The sequence below is a fragment of the Streptomyces pallidus (ex Mingjun et al. 2026) genome, from assembly GCF_051550185.1.
Taxonomy (GTDB): domain Bacteria; phylum Actinomycetota; class Actinomycetes; order Streptomycetales; family Streptomycetaceae; genus Streptomyces.
In genome coordinates this window covers 3942327-3963788 of the sequence record NZ_CP196181.1, presented here as the reverse complement: position 1 = coordinate 3963788, position 21462 = coordinate 3942327, and the positions used below count along the sequence as shown (strand labels likewise).

Sequence of the window (21462 nt, the reverse complement as noted above, 5' to 3'; positions counted from 1 at the left end):
GGTGTGGTGGGCCCCCTGTGCCCGCGTATGACTACTGCTTCCCGCACAGGCCCACCAGCTGCTGCTCTGCCGGAGTCAGGCTGCCGGGGCCCGGTGTCTGGTTGTTCTGCTCCGCGTTGCGGCGCTCCTCGTCCTTCTTACACGCGGAAACCTGCACTCCGAGTTCATCGATCTTCTGGCGGGCTCCGTCGAGGCTGGTCTCGCTGATGGTCGCCTCGACCTGCTTGCGCTTGAAGGGCGGCAGGTACTTCAGTTCGATGTCGGAGCGGTCCGTCTCTACCTTGGAGAGTTCCAGCGGGCCCAGCTTCTGGCTGATGCCGCGGAAGAGCGCGACGTGATCGCCCTTGACGCCGACGTAGTACTGGGTCTGCGTCCAGCGGTGGGCGGCGTACAGGCCGCCGCCGACGACTCCGGCCACGATCAGCAGGATCAGCGTGCGGGCGGTCCACTTGCGCCCTTTGCTGCGGCGCCGGCGGGGGTTGTCGTACGCGTCCTCGAAGCGGGCCTCGTCGTCGTACGGCTCGGGGTCGCCGAAGCTGCCGTACGCGCCGCCCTGGCCCCGGCCCTGGTCGGGGTAGCCGTAGCCGGGGGCGTCGCCGCTGCCGGGCGGGCCGAAGGCGCCGGCGGGCGGCGGGACCTGGCGGCCCAGGCCCGCGGCGCGGCCCGCCGGGGTCTGCATGGCGCCGCCGTCGAAGAGCTGGTGCTGGTTCTCGGCGACCGCGCCGACCACGACCGGGGTGTCGTTCAGCTGGGCGGCGAGGGTGTCCCCGCTGTCGGTGTCGAGGACGTCGGCGACGATGCAGGTGATGTTGTCCGGTCCGCCGCCGCGCAGGGCGAGCTGGATCAGGGACTGCACCGTCTCGTGCGGGCCGTGGTAGTCGGCGAGGGTCTCCTCCAGGGTCTGGTGGGAGACGACGCCCGACAGGCCGTCGGAGCAGATCAGGTAGCGGTCGCCGACGCGGACCTCGCGGACGGACAGGTCCGGCTCGACCGTGTCGCCGCTGCCCAGGGCGCGCATCAGCAGGGAGCGCTGCGGGTGGGTGGTGGCTTCCTCTTCGGTGATGCGGCCCTCGTCGACGAGGCGCTGCACCCACGTGTGGTCCTGGGTGATCTGCGTCAGGACCCCGTCGCGCAGGAGGTAGGCGCGGGAGTCGCCGACGTGCACCAGACCGAGCCGCTGGCCGGTCCACAGGAGGGCGGTGAGGGTGGTGCCCATGCCTTCGAGCTGGGCGTCCTCCTCGACCATGACGCGCAGCTGCTCGTTGGCGCGCTGCACGGCCGTGCCGAGCGAGGTCAGGATGTCGGAGCCCGGGACGTCGTCGTCGAGCTGCACGAGCGAGGAGATCACCTCGGAGCTGGCGACCTCGCCTGCAGCCTGGCCGCCCATGCCGTCGGCGACCGCGAGGAGACGGGGGCCGGCGTAGCCGGAGTCCTCGTTGCCCTCGCGGATCATGCCCTTGTGTGATCCGGCGGCGAACCGCAGGGACAGACTCATGTGCACCTGCCCTGTCGACGCTTCCTCGGGGTACAACCGGTCTCGAGCCACACTGCCCACCCTCCGGTCGGGAGCGCGCTCGGGTCCGCGTCCTGCACGGGACGGACTGCCGCGGCTCGCTCGCTCCGCTCGCTCATTCTCGTACTACTTCCGCAGCTCGATGACGGTCTTGCCGATGCGGATCGGGGCGCCCGGCGGAATGGGCGTCGGGGTGGTCAGCCGGGTCCGGTCGAGATACGTGCCGTTCGTGGACCCGAGATCCTCGACGATCCACTGGCCGTCCCGGTCGGGGTAGATCCTGGCATGCCGGCTGGAGGCGTAGTCGTCGTCCAGCACGATCGTGGAGTCGTGGGCGCGGCCCAGGGTGATCGTCTGGCCGGCGAGGGCCACCGTGGTTCCCGTCAGGGTTCCCTCGGAGACGACGAGCTTGGTGGGCGCCCCGCGGCGCTGGCGCTGCTGCGGGGGCGCGGCGGCCTGGCGGCCGGCTTGCTGCGGCGCCGCCCCGCCGCTGCCCCGGCGCGAGCCGCGCTGGGTGACGCGCGTACCGAAGAGGTCGCTGCGGATGACCTGGACGGCCACGATGACGAACAGCCACAGAACGGCCAGGAAACCCAGCCGCATGACCGTCAGGGTCAGCTCTGACATTGCCCCCGCTTCACCCTTCGGCTTGCCGGTAAATGATGGTGGTACTGCCCACGACGATCCGCGAGCCGTCGCGGAGCGTAGCGCGGGTGGTGTGCTGCCCGTCCACCACGATGCCGTTGGTGGACCCGAGATCCTGGATCGTCGAGGGCGCTCCGGTCCGGATCTCACAGTGCCGGCGGGATACGCCGGGGTCGTCGATCCGCACGTCGGCCTCGGTGCTCCGGCCGAGTACGAGGGTGGGGCGGGAAATCTGGTGCCGGGTGCCGTTGATCTCGATCCAGTGCCGCATGGCGGCGCCGCCCGGCGGCACGGGGCCCGGTCCGCCCGCACCCGGCCTGCGGCCCGGTGCACCGCCCGGAGGCGGCCCGGCCGGCATCGGCGGCGCGGCGACCGGTGGGTAGCCGTAGCCGCCGCCCTGCTGGTTCTGGGGCGGCTGCGGCTGGGAGGTGCTCCCGGCCAGGGTACGGCTGCGGACGCGGTAGAGGCCGGTGTCGAGGTCCTCGGCCTTCTCCAGGTGGACCTTGATCGGTCCCATGAAGCTGTAGCGCTGCTGCTTGGCGTAGTCGCGGACGAGGCCCGCGAGCTCGTCGCCGAGCTGCCCGGAGTACGGGCTGAGGCGCTCGTAGTCGCCCGCGCTCAGCTCCACGATGAAGTCGTTGGGGACGACCGTCCGCTCACGGTTCCAGATCGTGGCGTTGTTGTCGCACTCCCGCTGGAGGGCTCCGGCGATCTCGACGGGCTGGACCTCGGACTTGAAGACCTTGGCGAAGGTGCCGTTCACCAGACCTTCGAGTCGCTGCTCGAACCGCTTCAGAACTCCCATGGGGCACCTCCTCCGTCATTGTCGCCCTGTACTGCTTACTGATCGTATCCACGCGTGGCGGATTCGGGTGGTTCCCCCTGGGTCCCGTCCGGACGAGTGTTGGTCCTCACAAGGGATCGTAGGGGTGCGCAAGGGACAGTGTCCCGCACCGGGAGTGCTGTGCGGGAGGGGCGATCGCGGCGGGATCGGGGGGCCCGGGGAAAGCGATGTGAATCCACCCCCGATGACGTGCTAATGTTTCGTTCGTCGCCAGGGGGACGGACCGAAAGGGAAGAACCACTGGGACGCTGCTCGGGCGAGTGGCGGAACGGCAGACGCGCTGGCTTCAGGTGCCAGTGTCCTTCGGGACGTGGGGGTTCAAATCCCCCCTCGCCCACAGATGGAACCCCCGCTTCGGAGAAATCCGAAGCGGGGGTTCTTCGTTGTGCTCGGACCGGATCCGACGCGGGGCCAACTTCCGTGCGGGCCGGCGACTTTCGTCGGGCCGGCCACGACGAAAGAGGGCATGGCCGCCGCGGCCGGGATGTCTAGGGTCGTCGCGTGGATGCGACGGCGAAGATACGGGCGGGCTGGAACTGGCTGCGGGGACCCGAGCCGTGGACCCGGCGGATGCTCGCCGGCGATCTGGCGATTGCGGTAATGGTCACTCTGCTCGGGCTGGGCGTCGAGGAGCTGGAGAACGGCAGCCCGGCACGGATGCTGGTCAGCGGGGCGGCCGTGGTCGCCTTCGTGCTGCTGCGCAGGCGGCTGCCGGCCGGGACCCTCGTCTGCGCTGCGGCGGTGGCCCCGTTCCTGCCCGGCACGGTGCTGGCCATCATCCCGCTGGGCTGGTCCGCGGGTCGCCGGATCGTCGGTGTCGGGCGGGCGCTGACCGCCTTCACCCTGGCGTTCCTCGCCTCGGTCGGCTTCTCCGTGGTCGAGCAGTGGTCGCAGATGCGGCCCCTGCTGGTGATCGTGTTCACCACGCTCATGTTCCTCGTCACCACCGTGATGCCCGGTCTGGCCAGCCGGTACTGGTCGCAGCGCCGGACGCTGCTGCGGGCCCTCCAGGAGCGCAACGGGCAGCTGATGCGGGAGCGCGCCATGGTCGCCGGGCAGGCCCGGTTGCGGGAGCGGCAGCGGATAGCCCAGGACATGCACGACAGCCTCGGCCACCAACTGGCGCTGATCGCCGTCCACACCGGCGCGCTGGAGGTGGACCCCCAGCTCACCGACCGCCAGCGGGAGGCCGTGGGCGTGCTGCGGCAGGCCTCGGTGTCGGCCATGCACGAACTGCGCGAGGTCGTCGGGATCCTGCGCGACGGGGTGGAGGCCGAGGCCCCCGTGGAGGACGCGCAGCCCGCGGCCCGTGGCGTGGCCGGCATCACGGGCATCGTGGAGGCGGCGCGTTCCGCGGGGACCGACGTACGGCTGGCCGCGCAGGGGCGCCCGAGGCCGTTGGTGGCGGCCTGCGACCACGCGGCGTACCGGATCGTGCAGGAGGCGCTGACGAACGCGTACAAGCACGCCCCGGGGGCCGCCATCACGGTCGAGCTGCGGTACGAGGACGACTCGCTGGTGGTGGAGATCGCCAACGGCCCGGCTCCGGCGGGGGCGGGCGAGGTGGTCTCGGGCGGGCAGGGCCTGACCGGGCTGCGGGAGCGGGCCCGGCTCGTCGGCGGGATGGTCCACGCGGGCTCCACCGAGGGCGGCGGGTTCCGGGTGGCGGGCGTGCTGCCGTACGGGACGGAGCCGGCCGGGGCCGAGGACGTCGCGGACGACTTCGGGCAGCAGGCCCAGGCGCTGGCCGCGGCCGCCGCGGGGCCGCCGATGGACTGGGCGGCCGTGGACCGGGAGCTGGCGGTGCGCGGGCGCAGCCGGACCGGCGGCGTCGCCCTGGGCTGCGGCATCGCGGTCGCGGCGCTCGTGGTGTTCGTGATCGTGGTCGGGGCGGTCATGACGCTGCTGGTGGGATCGGTGACCAAGGCGATGCTCAGCCCCGAGGAGTACGAGCGGATCCAGGTCGGGGAGAGCGAGCGGGCGGTGCGCGACCGGCTGCCCTCGGGCGAGAGCTTCCTGACCGAGGGCCTGGACCGCAAGGGCCCGCTGAAGCCCGCCGGTTCGTCGTGCGCGGCATGGCTGTCCTCGGAAAACGGGGAACTCGGCGACGATACGGTTTTCCGGTTCTGCTTCAAGGACGGCAAGCTCGTCGACAAGCAGTCGTACGTGGTCAAGCAGTAGGAGCGCGGGGTGACAGCCAAGGTGATCCGAGTGGTGATCGCTGACGACGAGCCGCTGATCCGGGCCGGCATCAGGATGATCCTGACGTCGGCGCCGGACATCGAGGTCGTCGCCGAGGCGGCGAACGGCCGCGAGGCCGTGGAGCTGGCCCGCTCGCACGCGCCGGACGTGGTGCTCCTCGACATCCAGATGCCCGTGATGGACGGCCTGGCCGCGCTCGGGGAGCTCGGCCGGGCCGTGCCCGAGGTGCGGGCGCTGGTCCTGACCACGTTCGGGGAGAAGGAGAACGTGCTGCGGGCCCTCGGCCAGGGCAGTGCCGGGTTCCTGCTCAAGGACTCCGCGCCGGGCGAGCTGATCGGCGCGGTCCGGGCGGCGTCGGCCGGGGACGCGTACCTCTCGCCGGGGGCGACCCGCCACGTCGTCGACCAGCTGGCGTCCGGCCGGGCGGTGGCGCGCAGCGAGGAGGCCAGGCGGCGGATCGCCGAGCTGAGCGAGCGCGAGCGCGGTGTGCTGGCGCTGCTGGGCGAGGGGCTGTCCAATGCGGACGCGGGCCGGCGGCTGCACATGAGCGAGGCGACGGTGAAGACGTACGTCAGCCGGATCCTGGCGAAGCTGGGCTGCGAGAACCGCGTGCAGGCGGCCCTGCTGGCCAGGGACGCGGGGCTGTAGATACGGTCGGGCCCGGAACGACGGAACAACGGAAATACGCCGGCAGGGCCCGGCGGTCACGGGCGGGGGCACGGCAGCATGGCGATGACGGAACGGTACGCGGGGGACGCGGCGGGCGCGCAGTGCGAGGGGCGGCTGCCGGAGGTCCCCGGGTTCAAGCCGCGGACGGAGGACGGCTCGCCCCGGGAGGCCGGCAAGGCCCTCCGTCACCGGGTGCCGCGCTCGGCGCACGCCCGCTTCGAGCTGCCCGCCGGGCGGCCGGACGCGGTGCGCGCGGTGGAGGAGTCCAATGCCGGGCGGGTGTCCGAGCTGACGCCGATACGGGTCGGCAGGATGGCCGCGAACCCCTTCGCGTTCCTGCGCGGGGCGGCCGGGCTGATGGCCCACGACCTGTCCACCGGCCCGGTCACCGGAATCGGGGCGCAGATCTGCGGTGACGCGCACGCCGCGAACTTCGGCCTGTACGGGGACGCCCGCGGCCAGCTCGTCATGGACCTCAACGACTTCGACGAGACCGTCTTCGGCCCCTGGGAGTGGGACCTGAAGCGGCTGGCGACCTCGCTGATCCTCGCCGGCCGGGTGGCCGGCACGGACGAGGACACCTGCCGGGCGGCTGCCCTCGACGCGGTCGGCACCTACCGCCGCACCATGCGGCTGCTGGCCAAGCTGCCGGCGATGGACGCCTGGAACGCCATCGCGGACGAGCGGCTCGTCGCGCACGCCGACGCCCGGGACATGCTCGGCATCCTCCAGCGGGTCGTGGACAAGGCCCGCAGCAACACCTCGGCGCGGTTCGCCGCCAAGTCGACCGAGCCCTGCCCCGACAACGGGCGGCGTTTCGTGGACGCCCTGCCGGTGCTCCGCCGGGTCGGGGACGCCGAGGCCGCGGTCGTCGCGGCCTCGCTGGGCCCCTACCTGAAGACGCTGCAGGGGGACCGGCTGCCGCTGCTCGCCCGGTACGCCATCCACGACGTCGCGTTCCGCGTGGTCGGCACGGGCAGCGTCGGCACCCGCTCGTACGTGGTGCTGCTGCTGGACCACCGGGGCGAGCCGCTCGTGCTCCAGGTCAAGGAGGCCCGTCCTTCGGTGCTGCTGCCCCACCTGCCCGCCGTGGGCTTCGAGACCAAGGCCGAGGAGCACGAGGGCCGCCGGGTGGTGGCCGGGCAGAAGCGCATGCAGGTGGTCTCGGACTTCCTGCTGGGCTGGACCACGGTCGAGGGGCGCCAGTACCAGGTGCGACAGTTCCGCAACCGCAAGGGCAGCGTGGACCCGGCGGCGCTCTCCGCCGACCAGCTCGACGACTACGGCCGGATGACCGGTGCCCTGCTGGCCCGGGCGCACGCGCACAGCGCCGACCCGCGGCTGCTGTCCGGGTACTGCGGGAAGAACGAGGAGCTGGACGAGGCGTTCGCCGCGTTCGCGGTGGCCTACGCCGACCGCACCGAGGCCGACCACGCGGACCTGGTGGCGGCGGTGAAGGAGGGGCGGATCGCCGCGGAGTCCGGGGTCTGAGCGGGAGAACCGGGGCCGGCCCCGGGACGCGGTGGCCGGCCGCGTCCGGCGGCCCGGCCGTGGTCACGGTCCTGGGTCGATGTTTCACGTGAAACCCGGGCCGGGCCGGAGCGGGCTTAGGGTGGCCGGGTGAGCGAGCAGCAGAGTGAAGAGACCGCCTCCGCGACCTCCGGCGCCTCCGGCCCGGCCGGTCAGGCCTCCGGTCAGCCCTCCGGTGACGAGCGGCCCGAGGCCCGCCTGGAGCGGGCCGTACGGGCCGCCGAGCAGGCGCTGATCGAGTTCGAGATCGCGGTGGAGACCTTCCGGGTGGAGGTCGAGAACTTCTCCCGGCTGCACCACCAGAAGCTCGGCCCGATGTACGCGCGGCTCGACGAGCTGGACGCCCTGATCGCCGAGGCGAAGGCCGAGCGCAGCGGTGACGCCGAGGACCTGCGGCTGGCCCGTGAGGCGCGCTCGCTGGTGATGCCCATGCCGGGGGTGGACGAGCTGTTCCACGACTGGATGGGCTCCGAAGGGATCTCCGACGACGCGGGCGCGATGCTCACCGACCGGCCGGTGCGGCCGCCGCAGCGGGTGCGCCCGACGGAGGAGGCCAAGCGCCTGTACCGCGAGCTGGTCCGGCAGGCCCACCCGGACCTCGCCCAGGACGAGGCGGAGCGGCACCGGCGCGACGCGTTCATCGCCCGGGTCAACGCAGCCTACGGGCGGGGCGAGGAGCAGTTGCTGCGCGAGCTGGCCGAGGAGTGGGCGGCCGGCCCGGCGGCGGTGGCGGAGCGGCGGCTGAGCGAGAGCGAGGAGCTGTACGCCCGGCTGGAGTGGCTGGCGCAGCGCAAGGAGCTGCTCACGGTGGTGGCCCGCGAGCTGGAGGACAGCGCGATCGGGGCGATGCTGCGCATGGCCCCGGAGGACCCGGACCGGCTGCTGGACGAGATCGCCGAGCAACTGCTCGCCCAGGTGTCGGAGAAGGAGGCCCAGCTCGCCGCCCTGGCCGCGGGGTGAGCCGGGCCGGCTCGGCTAAGTTGGAGCCCCGACCCGTGATGAGAGAAGGCGACGTATGAACTTCGGACCGCTTCCCTCGGTGGACGCCGCCGCGGTGCCCTCCGAAGGCTTTGTGCTGGACGTCCGCGAGGACGACGAATGGGCTGCCGGGCACGTGGAAGGCGCCCTGCACATCCCGATGAGCGACTTCGCGGCCCGCTTCGGCGAGCTGGCGGAGGCCGTCGAGGACGGCCGCCGGGTGCACGTGATGTGCCGGGTGGGCGGGCGCTCCGCGCAGGTCACCCAGTACCTGGTGCGCCAGGGGATCGACGCCGTGAACGTCGACGGCGGGATGCAGGCCTGGCACGGGGCCGGGCGCCCGATGGTGACCGACAGCGGCAGCCCGGCCTTCGTGCTGTAGGACGTGCCGTAGGTCCGCGTCAGGCGAGGGCGTGGGCGGCCAGCAGGTCGCCCAGGGCCTCCTCGTGCGCGGCGGCCGGCCCGAGCTGGAGCTCCAACTGCTTGGCCCAGGCGTGGTAGCGGTGGAGCGGGTAGTCGGTGTCGGCGCCGAAGCCTCCGTGCAGGTGTTGGGCGGTCTGCACGACCCGGCGCACCCCCTCCGCGGCCCAGATCTTGGCGACGGAGATGTCACCGGCGGGCGGCAGCGGGCCGCCGGCCCCGCCGGTCGCCGCGTCGATCCGCCAGGCGGCCTGCCACAGGGTGGCCTCCATGGCGCGCAGGTCGATGTAGCGGTCCGCGGCCTGCACGGCGACCGCCTGAAAGGTGGCCACCGGGAAGCCGAACTGCTCGCGCTTGCCCGTGTACTCGCTCGTCATGGCCAGCACGGCCGTGCCGAGGCCGAGCGCGAGGGCGCAGGTCCCGACGGTGAGGAGCCGGTGTAGCCGCTCCCAGGCCGCCGGGGCGGCTATCAGGTGGGCCGCGGGCACCCGGACGCCGTCCAGGGTGAGTTCGGCGAACAGTTCCCCGCTGGTGGAGTACTGGTCGGCCGGGGCGAGGCCCTCGGCGCCGCGCGGGACGAGCGCGAGGACGGCCTCTCCCGAGCCGGTGTGGGCCGGTACGGCCGTCCAGTCCGCACGGTGGGCCCAGGGCACGGCGGTCTGCATCCCGTCGAGGATCCAGTCGGCGCCCTCGCGGCGTGCGGTGACGGCGAGTTCGGCAGGGTCGTGGCCGCTTCGGCCGTGGGCAGCGGCGGTGAGGACGAGCTCCCCGGTCGCGGCGCCGGGCAGCAGGGCGCGAGCGAGTTCGGGGCTGCCGTGGGCCTGGACGGCGGCGGCGGTGGCGCAGTGCTCCAGCAGCGGCACCCGGGCCAGCCGCCGGCCCGCCTCGCGCAGCACCAGGCACAGGGCGACGGCGTCGAGGCCGGAGCCCCCGTACTCCTCGGCCAGGACCAGGCCCAGCAGGTCGGAGCCGGCGAGCCGGGCCCACAGGGGTCGGTCGAAGTCGTCGGCGACGGCGCCCGGGGTCAGGGCGGGGCTGGGCACGCCGTCCGGGGCGACCCCGGTGAAGACGGCCCTCGCCGCCTCGGCGGCGGCCTGCTGTTCCTCGGTGAAGGTGAAGTCCACTGCCTGTCCTCCCGCGTGCACGGAACCCGGCGTCCGCCTCGATCTGACGGAGCGTCAAGATAGGGCAGGATCCGGGAATTGGACAGGCCTGCGGCGGCGGCCCCGCAGCCCCCGGCCGCCGCCGACCGGCTCAGCGGTCGAAGTCGATCTCCACTTCCTCGGTCACCGCGTGGGACTGGCAGGCCAGCACGAATCCGGCCTCCGTCTCCTCCGCCTCCAGCGCGAAGTTGCGGTCCATCCGGACCTCGCCCTTGACCACGAAGGCGCGGCAGGTGCCGCACACCCCGCCCTTGCAGGCGTACGGGGCGTCCGCGCGGTTGCGCAGCACCGTGTCCAGCAGGGACTCCCCGCCCTGGACCGGCCAGGTGCCGGAGCGGCCGTCGAGGCGGGCGGTGACCCGGCCGTCCGCGGGTGCCGCGGCCGCCGCGGGAGCCGGTGCGGCGGCGTCCTCGACGTGGAAGACCTCTTCATGGACCCGGCCGCGCCCGACGCCGAGCGCACCCAGGGCCCGCTCCGCGGAGACGACCAGCCCGTAGGGACCGCACAGGTACCAGCCGGTGACGTCGGCGACGGGCAGCAGCGCCGGGAGCAGCCCCTTCAGGCGCTCCTCGTCCAGCCGCCCGGACGGCAGTCCGGCCTCCTGCTCCTCCCGGGACAGCACGGTGACGAGCTGGAAGCGGTCCGGGTAGCGGTCCTTGAGGTCGGCGACCTCCTCCAGGAACATCGTCGAGGCCTGGGTGCGGTCGGTGCGCACCAGGCAGAACCGGGCGTCGGGGCGGGCCGCCAGCAGCGTCGACGCGATCGACAGCACGGGGGTGATGCCGCTGCCGCCGACGATCGCCGCGTAGTGCCCGCCCGCCGGTGCGGCGGCGGGGTCCAGGACGAAGCGGCCGGCGGGGACCATCACGTCCAGCGCGTCCCCGGGGGCGACCTCCTTGTGCGCGAAGGTGGAGAACTCCCCGCCCTCCACGAGTCGTACGCCGACCTGGAGCAGCTCCGGGCCGGGGCCGGCGGGGTCCGGGGCGGGCGAGCAGATCGAGTAGGTCCGGCGGACCTCCGCGCCCTCGGGGGTCGTACGGCGCAGGGTGAGGTGCTGGCCGGCGGCGTGCCGGTAGTCGGCGCGCAGCTCTGCGGGGACCGCGAGGGTCAGTGCCACGGAGTCGTCGGTGAGCCGGTCGACCGCGGACACCGTCAGCCGGTGGAAGGCGCCGTGGCGCGGGGGGCGCGCGGAGCCCGGCGCCGGCGTGGGCGACGGCGTGGACGCGGCCATCTACAGCTCCTTGAAGTGGTCGAACGGTTCGCGGCACGCGGTGCAGCGGCGCAGCGCCTTGCACGCGGTGGACGAGAACCTGCTGAGCAGCTCGGTCTCCGTCGACCCGCAGTGCGGGCAGCGGACCGAGAGGGCGACGGGGACCGGCCCGCCCGCCGCGTGCGGGCGGGGCGGGGCGATGCCGAACTCGGCCAGCTTGCGCCGGCCTTCGGCGCTGATGTCGTCGGTCGACCAGGCGGGCGACAGGACGGTGCGCACCCGGACGTCCGCTATGCCGTGTCCGGTCAGGGCCCGCTCGATGTCGGCGGACATGGCCTCGATGGCGGGGCATCCGGTGTACGTGGGCGTGAGGGTGACCTCGGCGTGGCCGTCCTCGTGCATCCGCACCCCGCGGACGACACCGAGCTCGGCCAGGGTGAGCACGGGCAGCTCGGGGTCGGGCACGGAGCCGGCCAGCTCGGTCAGCTCCGCCTCCAGTCGGCTCAGGGTCTCGGGCGCCTCCTGCGCGCGGGTCACCATGTCGCCCCCGGGTGGCTGCGGTGCAGGTGCTGCATCTCGGCCAGCATCCGGCCGAACGGCTCGGTGTGCAGGCCCTGCCGGCCGGCCCCGGCCGCCCAGGCGCCGGTGCGCGGGCCCTCGGGGAGGGACAGCCCGGCCCGCTCCAGGACGCCGCTCAGTGCGGTCAGCCAGCGGTCCTCCAGCGCGGTCCAGTCGACCCCGTCGAGGCCGTCCACCGGCTGGAACAGCTCGCCGGTGTACTTCCACAGCGCGTCGAGGCCGTCCCGCATGCGCCGGCGGCTCTCCTCGGTGCCGTCGCCGAGCCGCAGCGTCCACTGCTCGGCGTGGTCGCGGTGGTACGCGGTCTCCTTGACGGCCTTCGCGGCCAGCGGGGCGAACGGGCCGTCCCCGGCGGCGAGTTGCGTGTGCAGCTCGTGCTGGTACAGGGAGAAGTACAGCTGTCGGGCGATGGTGTGGGCGAAGTCGCCGTTGGGCTGCTCCACCAGCTGGGTGTTGCGGAAGGACCGCTCCTCCCGCAGGAACGCCAGCTCGTCCTCGTCGCCGACCATCGACAGCAGCACACGGGCCTGGCCGAGCAGGTCGAGCGCGATGTTGGCGAGCGCGACCTCCTCCTCCAGGACGGGGGCGTGTCCGGCCCACTCGCCCAGGCGGTGGGAGAGGACCAGCGCGTCGTCCCCGAGGGCGAGGGCGGCCGCGGCCGGCACGGCGACGTCGGTGCCCGTCACAGGTGGCTCACCCCTTCGGGGATGTCGTAGAAGGTGGGGTGCCGGTACGGCTTGTCGGCCGCCGGCGCGAAGAACGGGTCCCGCTCGTCCGGGGAGGACGCGGTGACCTCGGCGGAGGGCACCACCCAGATGGACACGCCCTCGCTGCGCCGGGTGTAGAGGTCGCGGGCGTTGCGCAGGGCCATCTCCGCGTCGGGCGCGTGCAGGCTGCCGGCGTGCGTGTGCGAGAGGCCGCGCCGCGAGCGCACGAACACCTCCCACAGCGGCCAGTTCTGCGTCATACCCCTGCCTCCTCGTTCGTTGCCGCGGCGGCCGGTGCCGCCGTCTGCTTGGCCGCGTACGCCGCGGCCGCCTCGCGGACCCACGCGCCGTCCTCGTGTGCCCGGCGGCGCTGGGCGAGCCGCTGCTCGTTGCACGGGCCGTTGCCCTTGAGCACGTCCCAGAACTCGGTCCAGTCGATGGTGCCGAAGTCGTAGTGCCCGCGCTCCTCGTTCCACTTCAGGTCCGGGTCGGGCAGGGTCAGACCGAGGGTCTCGGCCTGCGGTACGGCGATGTCCACGAAACGCTGGCGCAGCTCGTCGTTGGAGTGCCGCTTGATCCGCCACTCCATCGACTGCGCCGAGTGCGACGACTCGGCGTCCGGCGGGCCGAACATCATCAGCGAGGGCCACCACCAGCGGTCCACCGCGTCCTGCGCCATCGCGTGCTGCTCCGGGGTGCCCTGGGAGAGGGCGAGGAGCAGCTCGAAGCCCTGGCGCTGGTGGAAGGACTCCTCCTTGCAGATCCGGACCATGGCGCGGGCGTACGGCCCGTAGGAGCAGCGGCACAGCGGCACCTGGTTGGTGATCGCCGCGCCGTCCACGAGCCAGCCGATCGCGCCGACGTCGGCCCAGGTCAGCGTCGGGTAGTTGAAGATCGACGAGTACTTCTGCTTGCCCGCGTGGAGCTTGTCGAGCAGCTCGTCGCGGCTGGTGCCGAGGGTCTCGGCGGCGCTGTACAGGTACAGCCCGTGCCCGGCCTCGTCCTGCACCTTGGCCATCAGGATCGCCTTGCGGCGCAGCGAGGGCGCGCGGGTGATCCAGTTGGCCTCGGGCTGCATGCCGATGATCTCGGAGTGGGCGTGCTGGGCCATCTGGCGGACGAGCGTCGAGCGGTACTCGTCGGGCATCCAGTCACGCGGCTCCACGCGCTCGTCGGCCGCCACTGCGGCGTCGAAGGCCGCCGCGAGCTGTGCCGCGAGGCCGGCATCCAGCCCCGCGTCCTGCCCCGATTCCGGGGTCACTGCCACCATCCCGGCTCCCTGCCAGAGTCTGTTGACCGCCCGACCGACCGATCGTTCGGTTCGTTCTCTTCAATGGTGAGACGGCGGCCCGTAGGGTGTCAACCTCTCTGGTCAAAGCCTGTGGACGCCGAACGATCGGGACGCGATGGAATCGAACGAGCGAGAGACCGCGGAAGCGGAGGATCCGCCCGCCCGGCCGCCGGCGGTCCCGCAGGCCGTACCGCCGGCCACGGCGCCCGTCGTCCTCCCGTCCCGCCCGGCGGGGATCGCAGGGCTGTCCCGCCCGTACCGGGTCGTCGCGGCCCTCGCCCTGGCCGCGACCGGCCTCGCCGCCTGCACCCACCTGGCCCTCGTCTTCCTGCACGTCGCCCCGACCAACACGCTGAGCAAGCGGCACGCGGCGGCGGTCGACGGCTGGATCTACCCCGAGTTCGAGCAGAACTGGAAGCTCTTCGCCCCCAACCCGCTCCAGCAGAACATCGCGGTCGAGGCGCGCGCCGAGTACCGGACCCCCGGCGGGGAGGTGGTCGCCGGCCCCTGGCACGACCTGTCCGCCGCCGACGGCGCGGCCATCGAGCACAGCCTGCTGCCCAGCCACACCCGGCAGAACGAGCTGCGCCGGGCCTGGGACTTCTTCACCGGCTCCCACGACGAGGACGACACCCCGAACGGCGAGCGCGGCGAACTGTCGGAGCAGTACCTGCGGCGGATCGCCCTGAACCGGCTCGGCGAGGTCCGGACGGGCCGGGACGGCGAGGTCGGCGAGGTCGGCGAGGTCGTGCGGATCCAGCTGCGATCGGCGACGCGCGCCGTGGCCGCGCCGGCGTGGAGCGACGAGCGGACCGACACCCGGACGTACTACCGGGAGCTGCCGTGGTGGACGGTCTGAGACGGGGGCGGGCCGCCGCGGCACGGGGGCTGGCGAAGGTCACCGGGGAGGCGCTCGGGCCCTACCAGAGCGCCGTCGTGCGGATCGGCTTCGCCGGGACCTGGCTGTCCTTCCTGCTGCGGGAGTATCCGAACCGGCACGAGCTGTACGGGCCCGACGGCCCCTGGAGCTGGGAGCTGGCCCGGAGGCTCGTCGAGTCGAACCACGCCTTCGCGGTGCTGCTGTGGTCGGACTCGGTGTGGTGGTTCGAGACCGTCTACCTGGTGTCCGTGCTGGCCGCCGCGCTGCTGGTGCTGGGCTGGCGGACCCGGGCCACGTCCGTGGTGTTCATGGTCGGGGTGCTGTCCCTGCAGAACCGCAGCGTGTTCATGGGCGACGGCGGCGACAACGTCATCCACCTGATGGCGATCTACCTGGTGCTCACGCGGTGCGCGCAGGTGTGGTCGCTGGACGCCCGACGGGCCCGGCTGCGGGGGTCCGCCTCGGCGGGGGCGGCCGGGCCGGTGCTGTGGGGCGTGCTGGGGGCCGTGCTCGCGTACGGGGCCGTGACCGGGCAGATCGGGCTCGGCTGGACGGCGGCCTTCGCGGTGCTGTGGGTGGTCGCCGCGGTGTGGTGGATGGCCGAGCGGAACGAGGCGCTCGCAGCCGTGGAGGGGGCCGGGCGGAGCGAGGGGCGGGCCCTGCTGGACGTGCTGGCCGACGTGGTGCACAACGCCGGGATGCTGGTGATCATGGCGGAGGTCTGCCTGATCTACGCCACGGCGGGCTGGTACAAGGTCCAGGGGTCTCGGTGGCAGGACGGGACCGCCCTGTACTACCCGCTGGGGCTGGACTACTTCAGCCCGTGGCCCGGGCTGTCGGCGCTGCTGGCGGGTAGTGGGACGGTGGTGATGCTGCTGACCTACGGGACGGTCGTGCTGCAGGTGGCGTTTCCGTTCACGGTGTTCCAGCGGCGGATCAAGAACGTGCTGCTCGGCGTGATGATGGTGGAGCATGCGGGGATTGCGGTGCTGCTGGGGTTGCCGTTCTTTTCGCTGGCGATGATCGCCGCCGATGCGGTGTTCTTGCCGACCGGGTTTCTGATGGGGGTGGGGGCGGGCGTTCTGCGGGTGCGGGGGCGCTGGGCCGCGGTGCTTTCACCGTCACCGTCACCGTCGCCGTCGCCGTCGCCGTTGGCCTTGCCAGCACCGGCCGGGGGCGGAGAGCCGGATTCCAATCCCGATCCGGACCGGGCTGCGGCCGCAGGGCCGCGGTAGTCGCCGCTGCGCGGGGGATCTCCCTGCCCCGCCCCTCCTCCCGCCCCGCCCCTCCTCCGTTCCCCGGGCCCGGTGCGGGCCCAGGGCGGGAGGGTCAGCGGCAGTTGGCTGCGCTGTTGTAGTTCGCGACCACGAATCCGTTGGTGTAGTTCGTCTGGAAGAAGTACGAGCCGTCGGTCAGGCTGCGGCCGAGGGTCTTGCTGCCGTAGGTCATGGTGGCGTTGCCGCTCCAGGCGGTCCGGCCGAGCCGCTGGCTCGCGGCGCCGAAGGTCTTGTTGCCGACGACGCCGTCCGCCTGCGAGGCGCCCAGGAAGCGGGCTTGCCACTTCTTGGTCGCAGCTTCGGTCTTCGGGCCGAACTTGCAGTCGACGTCGGCCTCGGTGAGGTAGCCGTCCGCCCAGAGCACGAACTGCCACAGGCCCGCGGCGCCGCTGTTGGAGTGCTGGGTGGTCGAGACGAGGCCCTCGTCGGCCCAGTCGTCGTCCTCCCAGTCCCAGCCGTTGACGTAGCCCTGTGCCGTGGCTGCCTGGGCGCTGGTACCGGTCCCCGCGAGGACGCCGAACGCGAGGGCCGCGGCGGCGAGTGCGGTGAGGTGGCGCGGCTTCCTGATCCTGCTCTTGCCCATGGTGTGGGTTCTCCCCGTTGCGAGCGGTGTGTGGGTGCGCGGGAGAGGCGTGATGTGTCATGAGCCTGTCATCGCACACACGTACGATAACGGGGGAGATCGTTTATCCGTCAAGCAACACGCCGCGCGTAGGCTCGCTGCATGAGTGAACAGACGGTGCGGGAATGGCGTGCGGTTGCGGAGGGTGGTGATCTCGTTGTGCTCGACGGGTTTCACGCGCTGAAGCACGCGCTGCGGTTCGGGGCCGATGTGCGGATGGCCGTGGCCGATGATCCCGAGGCGGTGCGGGCGCTGGCCGCTCAGCTGGCCCCCGATGTGAGCGGTGACCTTGAGAGGGTGCTGCGGGTCGGCGAGTTGCGGACCTTCCTCCCCCGTGTGCACCCCACCGGCGTTGCCGCGCTCGCCGTGCGGCCCGATGCCGCCGAGGGGCGGGCCCGGCTGGAGCGGATGCCGCGAACCGCGCCCGTCGTCGTCCTCGACAATCCGCGGAACCTCGGCAACGTGGGCGCCGTCGTGCGGCTCGCCGCCGGCTTCGGGGCGACGGGCGTCGTCACCCGGGGCGACCTGGACCCGTGGCACCCGAACGTGGTGCGCGCCGGAGCCGGGTTGCACTACGCCACCACCGTGCAGTCGGTGACCCTGGAGACCCTTCCGGCCGGGCCCGTGTACGCGCTCGACCCGGAGGGCGAGGACATCCGTGCCCTCACCCTCCCGGACGACGCGCTGCTGGCCTTCGGCTCCGAGCGGCACGGGATCTCGCCCGAGCTGCGCGCCCGGGCGGACCACCTCGTGTCCCTGCCGATGCGCGCGCAGGTGTCCAGTTACAACCTGGCCACCAGCGTGGCCATGACCCTGTTCCACTGGGGCGGGCCCCGCCCGCAGCACTAGCCGCGCGTCACGCCTGGCGGCGGACCTCCACCATGCGGAAGCGGTTCGAGACGAACGCCCCGTCGCACAGCGCCGCGTTCGCGGCCGGGTTGCCGCCGGAGCCGTGGAAGTCGGAGAACGCCGCGGTCTGGTTGACGTACACCCCGCCGGTCAGGTTCAGCGAGAGCTGCGCCGACTCCTCCAGGCAGACCTCCTCGATCGCCCGCTCGGTGGCCTCGGAGGTGGTGTACGCCCCCACCGTCATCGCGCCCTTCTCGCGCACCGTGCGGCGCAGCAGGGCGAGGGCGTCCTCGGTGCCGTCCACGGCCACCGCGAAGGAGACCGGGCCGAAGCACTCGGAGAGGTACGGCGCCGAGTCGTCCGCCTTGGCGGCGTCCAGCTTCACCAGGACCGGGGTGCGCACGACGGCGTCCGGGAACTCGGGGTTGGCCACCTCGCGGGAGGCCAGCGCGACCTCGCCGAGGCCGGCGGCCGCCTCCAGGCGGGCCTTGACGTCCGGGTTGACCAGCGCGCCCAGGAGCGCGTTGGCGCGGGCGTCGTCGCCGAGCAGGCCGCCGACCGAGGCCGCGATGTCGGCGACGACCTCGTCGTACGTCTTGCGGCCGGCGTCGGTGTCGATGCCGTCCCGCGGGATCAGCAGGTTCTGCGGGGTGGTGCACATCTGGCCGCTGTACAGCGACAGGGAGAAGGCGAGGTTCGCCAGCATGCCCTTGTAGTTGTCCGTGGAGTCCACGACGACCGTGTTGACGCCGGCCTTCTCCGTGTACACCTGGGCCTGGCGGGCGTTGGCCTCCAGCCAGTCGCCGAACTCCGTGGAGCCGGTGTAGTCGATCACCTTGATCTCGGGGCGGACGGCCAGGTCCTTGGCGACGCCCTCGCCCGGGCGGTCGACGGCCAGTGCGACCAGGTCGGGGTCGAAGCCCGTCTCCCGCAGGACCTCGCGGGCGACCTTCACCGTGAGCGCGAGCGGGAGGACGGCCCGCGGGTGCGGCTTGACCAGCACCGCGTTGCCGGTGGCGAGGGAGGCGAACAGGCCCGGGTAGCCGTTCCACGTCGGGAAGGTGTTGCAGCCGATCACGAGGGCGATGCCGCGCGGGACCGCCGTGAAGGTCTTGTCCAGCTGGAGCGGGTCCTTCTTGCCCTGCGGCTTGGACCAGTCGGCCCGGCCCGGGACGCGGGTCTGCTCCTCGTACGCGTACGCCACGGCCTCCAGGCCGCGGTCCTGCGCGTGGGGGCCGCCCGCCTGGAAGGCCATCATGAACGCCTGGCCGCTGGTGTGCATGACCGCGTGGGCGAACTCGTGCGTCCGCGCGCTGATGCGGGCCAGGATCTCGATGCAGACCAGGGCGCGCGCCTCCGGACCGGCGTCCCGCCAGGCGCCCATGCCCGCGCGCATGGCGGGGAGCAGCACGTCCGGGTCGACGTGCGGGTACTCGATGTCCAGGGCCGGGCCGTACGGGGAGACCTCGCCGCCCGTCCAGCCGTCGGTGCCGGGCTGGTCCAGCTCGAAGCGGGTGCCCTTCAGGGCCTCGAAGGCGGCGAGCCCGTCGGCCGGCGCGGTCTCGCCGTACGCCTTGGGGTGCTCGGGGTGCGGGGACCAGTAGGCACGGCTGCGGATGGCCTCCAGCGCCTGGTCCAGGGTGGGCCGGTGCTTGGCGGACAGCTCCGACAGGGCGGGCAGCTGGGGGACGGTGGGCTCGGCGGCCATCAGGGACCAACTCCTCGTTGAGCCGGGCAAGATCAGACTGGGTCGCAGGCTGGGATCAGGCAAGGGCGGGTGAAGAAGAGCAGACTGGAGTTAGAGTAACCGAACGATCGGTCGGGACAAGAGGGCCCGGCGGACCTGTGGATAACTCGGTGCGGGAGGATCAGGACATGACAGCAATCGAACGGTCCCGCACCGTTGCGGTGGTCGGCGCCGGCACCATGGGCCAGGGCATCGCCCAGGTCGCGCTCCTCGCAGGTCACCGGGTGCTGATCTACGACATCAACGCCGCCCTCGCCGCCGACGGCGTCGCCATCGTCCGGGACCGTGTCGACCGCATGGCCGCGAAGGGCCGCCTGGAGCCCGCCGAGGCCGAGGCCGCGAACGGCCGGATCGCTCCGGCCTCCGCCCTCCCCGACCTCGCGGACGCCGCGCTCGTCGTCGAGGCGGTCGTCGAGGACACCGCCGTCAAGCGCGCGCTCTTCGCGGCACTCGAAGAGGTGGTGGCCCCGGACGCACTGCTGGCCACCAACACCTCCTCCCTCTCCGTCACCGAGCTGGCGGCCGGGCTCGCGCACCCCGGCCGCTTCCTCGGCCTGCACTTCTTCAACCCGGCCCCGCTGCTCCCGCTCGTCGAGGTGGTCAGCGGCCACGCGACCGACCCGGCCGCCGCCGAGCGCGCCCACCGCACCATGCTGGCCTGGGGGAAGACCCCGGTGCGCTGCGCCGACACGCCGGGCTTCATCGTCAACCGCATCGCCCGCCCCTTCTACGCCGAGGCCTTCGCGGTGTACGAGGAGCAGGGCGCCGACCCGGCCACCATCGACGCCGTGCTCCGCGAGTCCGGCGGCTTCAAGATGGGCCCGTTCGCTCTGACGGACCTGATCGGGCAGGACGTCAACGAGGCCGTCACCCGGTCGGTGTGGGAGTCCTTCTTCCGCAGCCCCAAGTTCACCCCCTCCCTCGCGCAGCGCCGGCTGGTCCAGTCGGGCCGCCTCGGCCGCAAGTCGGGGCACGGCTGGTTCCCGTACGGTCCGGACGCGCCGGCTCCGGTCCCGCACACCGCCGCGCCCGAGGAGGCCCCGGAGAAGGTCACCGTGGTCGGCGACCTGGGGCCCGCCGCGGACCTCGTCGACCTGATGGAGGAGGCCGGGATCACGGTCACGGCCGCCGGCACCGGAGGCCCGTACATCCAGCTGCCCGGCGAGGGGCAGCTGGTGCTCGCGGACGGCAAGACCTCCGTCGAGTTCACCGACGTCGTCTACTTCGACCTCGCCCTCGACTACCGCGGGGCCACCCGCATCGCGCTCTCCGCGGGCGAGGACACCAGCGAGCAGACCGTCGCCGAGGCCGTCGGGCTGTTCCAGCGGCTCGGCAAGCAGGTCTCCGTCATCGGCGACGTCCCGGGCATGATCGTGGCCCGCACGGTGGCGATGCTGATCGACCTGACGGCCGACGCCGTCGCCCGGGGCGTGGCCTCCGCCGAGGACATCGACACGGCGATGCGGCTCGGCGTCAACTACCCGCTGGGCCCGTCCGCATGGCACGAGCGGCTCGGCAGCGACTGGGCGTACGACCTGCTGCACAACCTCGACGAACGCTGCCCCGGCGGCCGCTACGCGCCCTCGTTGGCGCTGTTCAGGCTGGGCTACGCGGAATCCCCCGAGGAGGCCGGGGACGCCCCCGACGCCCCCGAGGACGCCGTGGACGCCGTGGACGCCGTGGACGCCGCCGCGGCGGAGGAGAGCGCGTGACGACCGCCCGGCGGGACACCTACACCCCCGAGTCGCTCCTGACGGTCGCGGTCCAGGTCTTCAACGAGCGCGGCTACGACGGCACCTCCATGGAGCACCTCTCCAAGGCCGCCGGCATCTCCAAGTCCTCGATCTACCACCACGTCGCGGGCAAGGAGGAGCTCCTCAGCCGCGCCGTCAGCCGGGCGCTCGACGGGCTGTTCGCCGTGCTCGACGAGCCGGGCGCGGTGCAGGGCCGGGCGGTCGAGCGGGTCGAGTACGTCACGCGCCGCACGGTGGAGGTCCTGGTCTCCGAGCTGCCGTACGTGACCCTGCTGCTGCGGGTCCGGGGCAACACCCGGACCGAGCGCTGGGCGCTGGAGCGCCGCCGGGAGTTCGACCACCAGGTCGCGGAGCTCCTCAAGGCCGCCGCGGCCGACGGGGACCTGCGGGCGGACGTGGACATCCGACTGGCCACCCGCCTGCTGTTCGGGATGGTCAACTCCCTGGTGGAGTGGTACCGCCCGCACCCCGGCACCACCCCGGACCAGCTCGCCGACGCCGTGGTCCACATGGCTTTCGACGGGCTGCGTACGGTCCGCGGCTGACCGGCGGAGCGGTTCGCCCGGCTTGCAGCGATTCTGG

At 73.0% G+C, this 21462-nt stretch carries 21 protein-coding genes and 1 tRNA gene; 11 read left to right on the top strand and 11 right to left on the bottom strand.

What is annotated here, in order from left to right:
- Positions 1 to 31: 31 nt before the first annotated feature.
- The 3 genes from ACSHWO_RS17385 to ACSHWO_RS17375 all read right to left on the bottom strand — a co-directional run bounded on the left by ACSHWO_RS17385 (position 32) and on the right by ACSHWO_RS17375 (position 2963).
- Complete coding sequence (locus ACSHWO_RS17385) at positions 32 to 1495, bottom strand: PP2C family protein-serine/threonine phosphatase (protein WP_361092998.1); 1464 nt, start codon at positions 1493 to 1495, stop codon at positions 32 to 34.
- 144 nt (positions 1496 to 1639) lie between these two features.
- Positions 1640 to 2140 (bottom strand): FHA domain-containing protein FhaB/FipA, encoded by a 501-nt coding sequence (locus ACSHWO_RS17380; protein WP_361092995.1) that lies wholly within the window; start codon positions 2138 to 2140, stop codon positions 1640 to 1642.
- Between the two features lie 10 nt (positions 2141 to 2150).
- On the bottom strand, positions 2151 to 2963 hold the full coding sequence (locus tag ACSHWO_RS17375) for an FhaA domain-containing protein (RefSeq protein ID WP_385828490.1): 813 nt from the start codon (positions 2961 to 2963) through the stop codon (positions 2151 to 2153).
- Positions 2964 to 3256: 293 nt separating this feature from the next.
- On the opposite strand from ACSHWO_RS17375, the gene ACSHWO_RS17370 reads away from it, so the two are divergent.
- The 6 genes from ACSHWO_RS17370 to ACSHWO_RS17345 all read left to right on the top strand — a co-directional run bounded on the left by ACSHWO_RS17370 (position 3257) and on the right by ACSHWO_RS17345 (position 8763).
- Positions 3257 to 3339: transfer RNA gene (locus ACSHWO_RS17370), tRNA-Leu, on the top strand.
- Positions 3340 to 3503: 164 nt separating this feature from the next.
- A complete protein-coding gene (locus tag ACSHWO_RS17365; protein WP_385828478.1) occupies positions 3504 to 5183 on the top strand; it encodes a sensor histidine kinase in 1680 nt (559 codons plus the stop codon).
- 9 nt (positions 5184 to 5192) lie between these two features.
- A complete protein-coding gene (locus ACSHWO_RS17360; protein WP_438312962.1) occupies positions 5193 to 5852 on the top strand; it encodes a response regulator in 660 nt (219 codons plus the stop codon).
- Between the two features lie 84 nt (positions 5853 to 5936).
- Complete coding sequence (locus ACSHWO_RS17355; RefSeq protein WP_438319131.1) at positions 5937 to 7364, top strand: DUF2252 domain-containing protein; 1428 nt, start codon at positions 5937 to 5939, stop codon at positions 7362 to 7364.
- A gap of 237 nt (positions 7365 to 7601) precedes the next feature.
- Positions 7602 to 8363 (top strand): hypothetical protein, encoded by a 762-nt coding sequence (locus tag ACSHWO_RS17350; RefSeq protein WP_361093271.1) that lies wholly within the window; start codon positions 7602 to 7604, stop codon positions 8361 to 8363.
- 55 nt (positions 8364 to 8418) lie between these two features.
- Positions 8419 to 8763 (top strand): rhodanese-like domain-containing protein, encoded by a 345-nt coding sequence (locus ACSHWO_RS17345; protein WP_438312960.1) that lies wholly within the window; start codon positions 8419 to 8421, stop codon positions 8761 to 8763.
- 19 nt (positions 8764 to 8782) lie between these two features.
- On the opposite strand, the gene ACSHWO_RS17340 is transcribed toward ACSHWO_RS17345, so the two are convergent.
- The 6 genes from ACSHWO_RS17340 to paaA form a co-directional block, all read right to left on the bottom strand.
- Positions 8783 to 9925 carry an acyl-CoA dehydrogenase family protein gene (locus tag ACSHWO_RS17340; protein ID WP_438312958.1) on the bottom strand — a complete coding sequence of 381 codons (1143 nt, stop codon included), beginning with the start codon at positions 9923 to 9925 and terminating at the stop codon, positions 8783 to 8785.
- A gap of 130 nt (positions 9926 to 10055) precedes the next feature.
- Positions 10056 to 11195: a 2Fe-2S iron-sulfur cluster-binding protein gene (locus tag ACSHWO_RS17335; protein WP_438312956.1), complete on the bottom strand. Its 1140-nt coding sequence runs from the start codon at positions 11193 to 11195 to the stop codon at positions 10056 to 10058.
- Entirely contained in the window at positions 11196 to 11714 is a 519-nt protein-coding gene (gene paaD / locus ACSHWO_RS17330; protein WP_438312954.1) for a 1,2-phenylacetyl-CoA epoxidase subunit PaaD, read from the bottom strand. It lies immediately after the preceding gene.
- Positions 11708 to 12439, bottom strand: coding sequence for a 1,2-phenylacetyl-CoA epoxidase subunit PaaC (paaC, locus tag ACSHWO_RS17325; RefSeq protein ID WP_438312952.1), 732 nt, complete (start codon positions 12437 to 12439; stop codon positions 11708 to 11710). The genes paaD and paaC overlap by 7 nt, the downstream gene beginning before the upstream one ends.
- A complete protein-coding gene (paaB, locus tag ACSHWO_RS17320) occupies positions 12436 to 12720 on the bottom strand; it encodes a 1,2-phenylacetyl-CoA epoxidase subunit PaaB (RefSeq protein WP_189807713.1) in 285 nt (94 codons plus the stop codon). The genes paaC and paaB overlap by 4 nt, the downstream gene beginning before the upstream one ends.
- Positions 12717 to 13730 carry a 1,2-phenylacetyl-CoA epoxidase subunit PaaA gene (paaA, locus tag ACSHWO_RS17315; RefSeq protein ID WP_438312950.1) on the bottom strand — a complete coding sequence of 338 codons (1014 nt, stop codon included), beginning with the start codon at positions 13728 to 13730 and terminating at the stop codon, positions 12717 to 12719. Before paaA ends, paaB begins: the two co-directional genes overlap by 4 nt.
- A 136-nt stretch (positions 13731 to 13866) precedes the next feature.
- Between paaA and ACSHWO_RS17310 the strand changes: the two genes are divergently transcribed.
- Both ACSHWO_RS17310 and ACSHWO_RS17305 read left to right on the top strand, forming a co-directional pair.
- Positions 13867 to 14610, top strand: a complete 744-nt coding sequence (locus tag ACSHWO_RS17310; RefSeq protein WP_438312948.1) for a DUF5819 family protein — start codon at positions 13867 to 13869, stop codon at positions 14608 to 14610.
- Positions 14598 to 15866 carry an HTTM domain-containing protein gene (locus ACSHWO_RS17305; protein ID WP_438312946.1) on the top strand — a complete coding sequence of 423 codons (1269 nt, stop codon included), beginning with the start codon at positions 14598 to 14600 and terminating at the stop codon, positions 15864 to 15866. Before ACSHWO_RS17310 ends, ACSHWO_RS17305 begins: the two co-directional genes overlap by 13 nt.
- A 94-nt stretch (positions 15867 to 15960) precedes the next feature.
- Here ACSHWO_RS17305 and ACSHWO_RS17300 read toward each other — a convergent pair whose 3' ends face one another.
- Positions 15961 to 16491 (bottom strand): peptidoglycan-binding domain-containing protein, encoded by a 531-nt coding sequence (locus tag ACSHWO_RS17300; RefSeq protein ID WP_438312944.1) that lies wholly within the window; start codon positions 16489 to 16491, stop codon positions 15961 to 15963.
- Positions 16492 to 16632: 141 nt separating this feature from the next.
- Here ACSHWO_RS17300 and ACSHWO_RS17295 point away from each other — a divergent pair, with 141 nt between their 5' ends.
- On the top strand, positions 16633 to 17379 hold the full coding sequence (locus ACSHWO_RS17295; protein ID WP_385828469.1) for a TrmH family RNA methyltransferase: 747 nt from the start codon (positions 16633 to 16635) through the stop codon (positions 17377 to 17379).
- A gap of 7 nt (positions 17380 to 17386) precedes the next feature.
- On the opposite strand, the gene paaN is transcribed toward ACSHWO_RS17295, so the two are convergent.
- Entirely contained in the window at positions 17387 to 19087 is a 1701-nt protein-coding gene (gene paaN, locus ACSHWO_RS17290) for a phenylacetic acid degradation protein PaaN (RefSeq protein WP_361092953.1), read from the bottom strand.
- 167 nt (positions 19088 to 19254) lie between these two features.
- Here paaN and ACSHWO_RS17285 point away from each other — a divergent pair, with 167 nt between their 5' ends.
- Positions 19255 to 20838 (top strand): 3-hydroxyacyl-CoA dehydrogenase, encoded by a 1584-nt coding sequence (locus tag ACSHWO_RS17285; RefSeq protein WP_438312942.1) that lies wholly within the window; start codon positions 19255 to 19257, stop codon positions 20836 to 20838.
- The gene (locus ACSHWO_RS17280) at positions 20835 to 21425 is read left to right on the top strand and encodes a TetR/AcrR family transcriptional regulator (RefSeq protein ID WP_361092947.1); all 591 of its coding nucleotides are present in this window, start codon (positions 20835 to 20837) and stop codon (positions 21423 to 21425) included. Before ACSHWO_RS17285 ends, ACSHWO_RS17280 begins: the two co-directional genes overlap by 4 nt.
- Positions 21426 to 21462 lie beyond the last annotated feature (37 nt).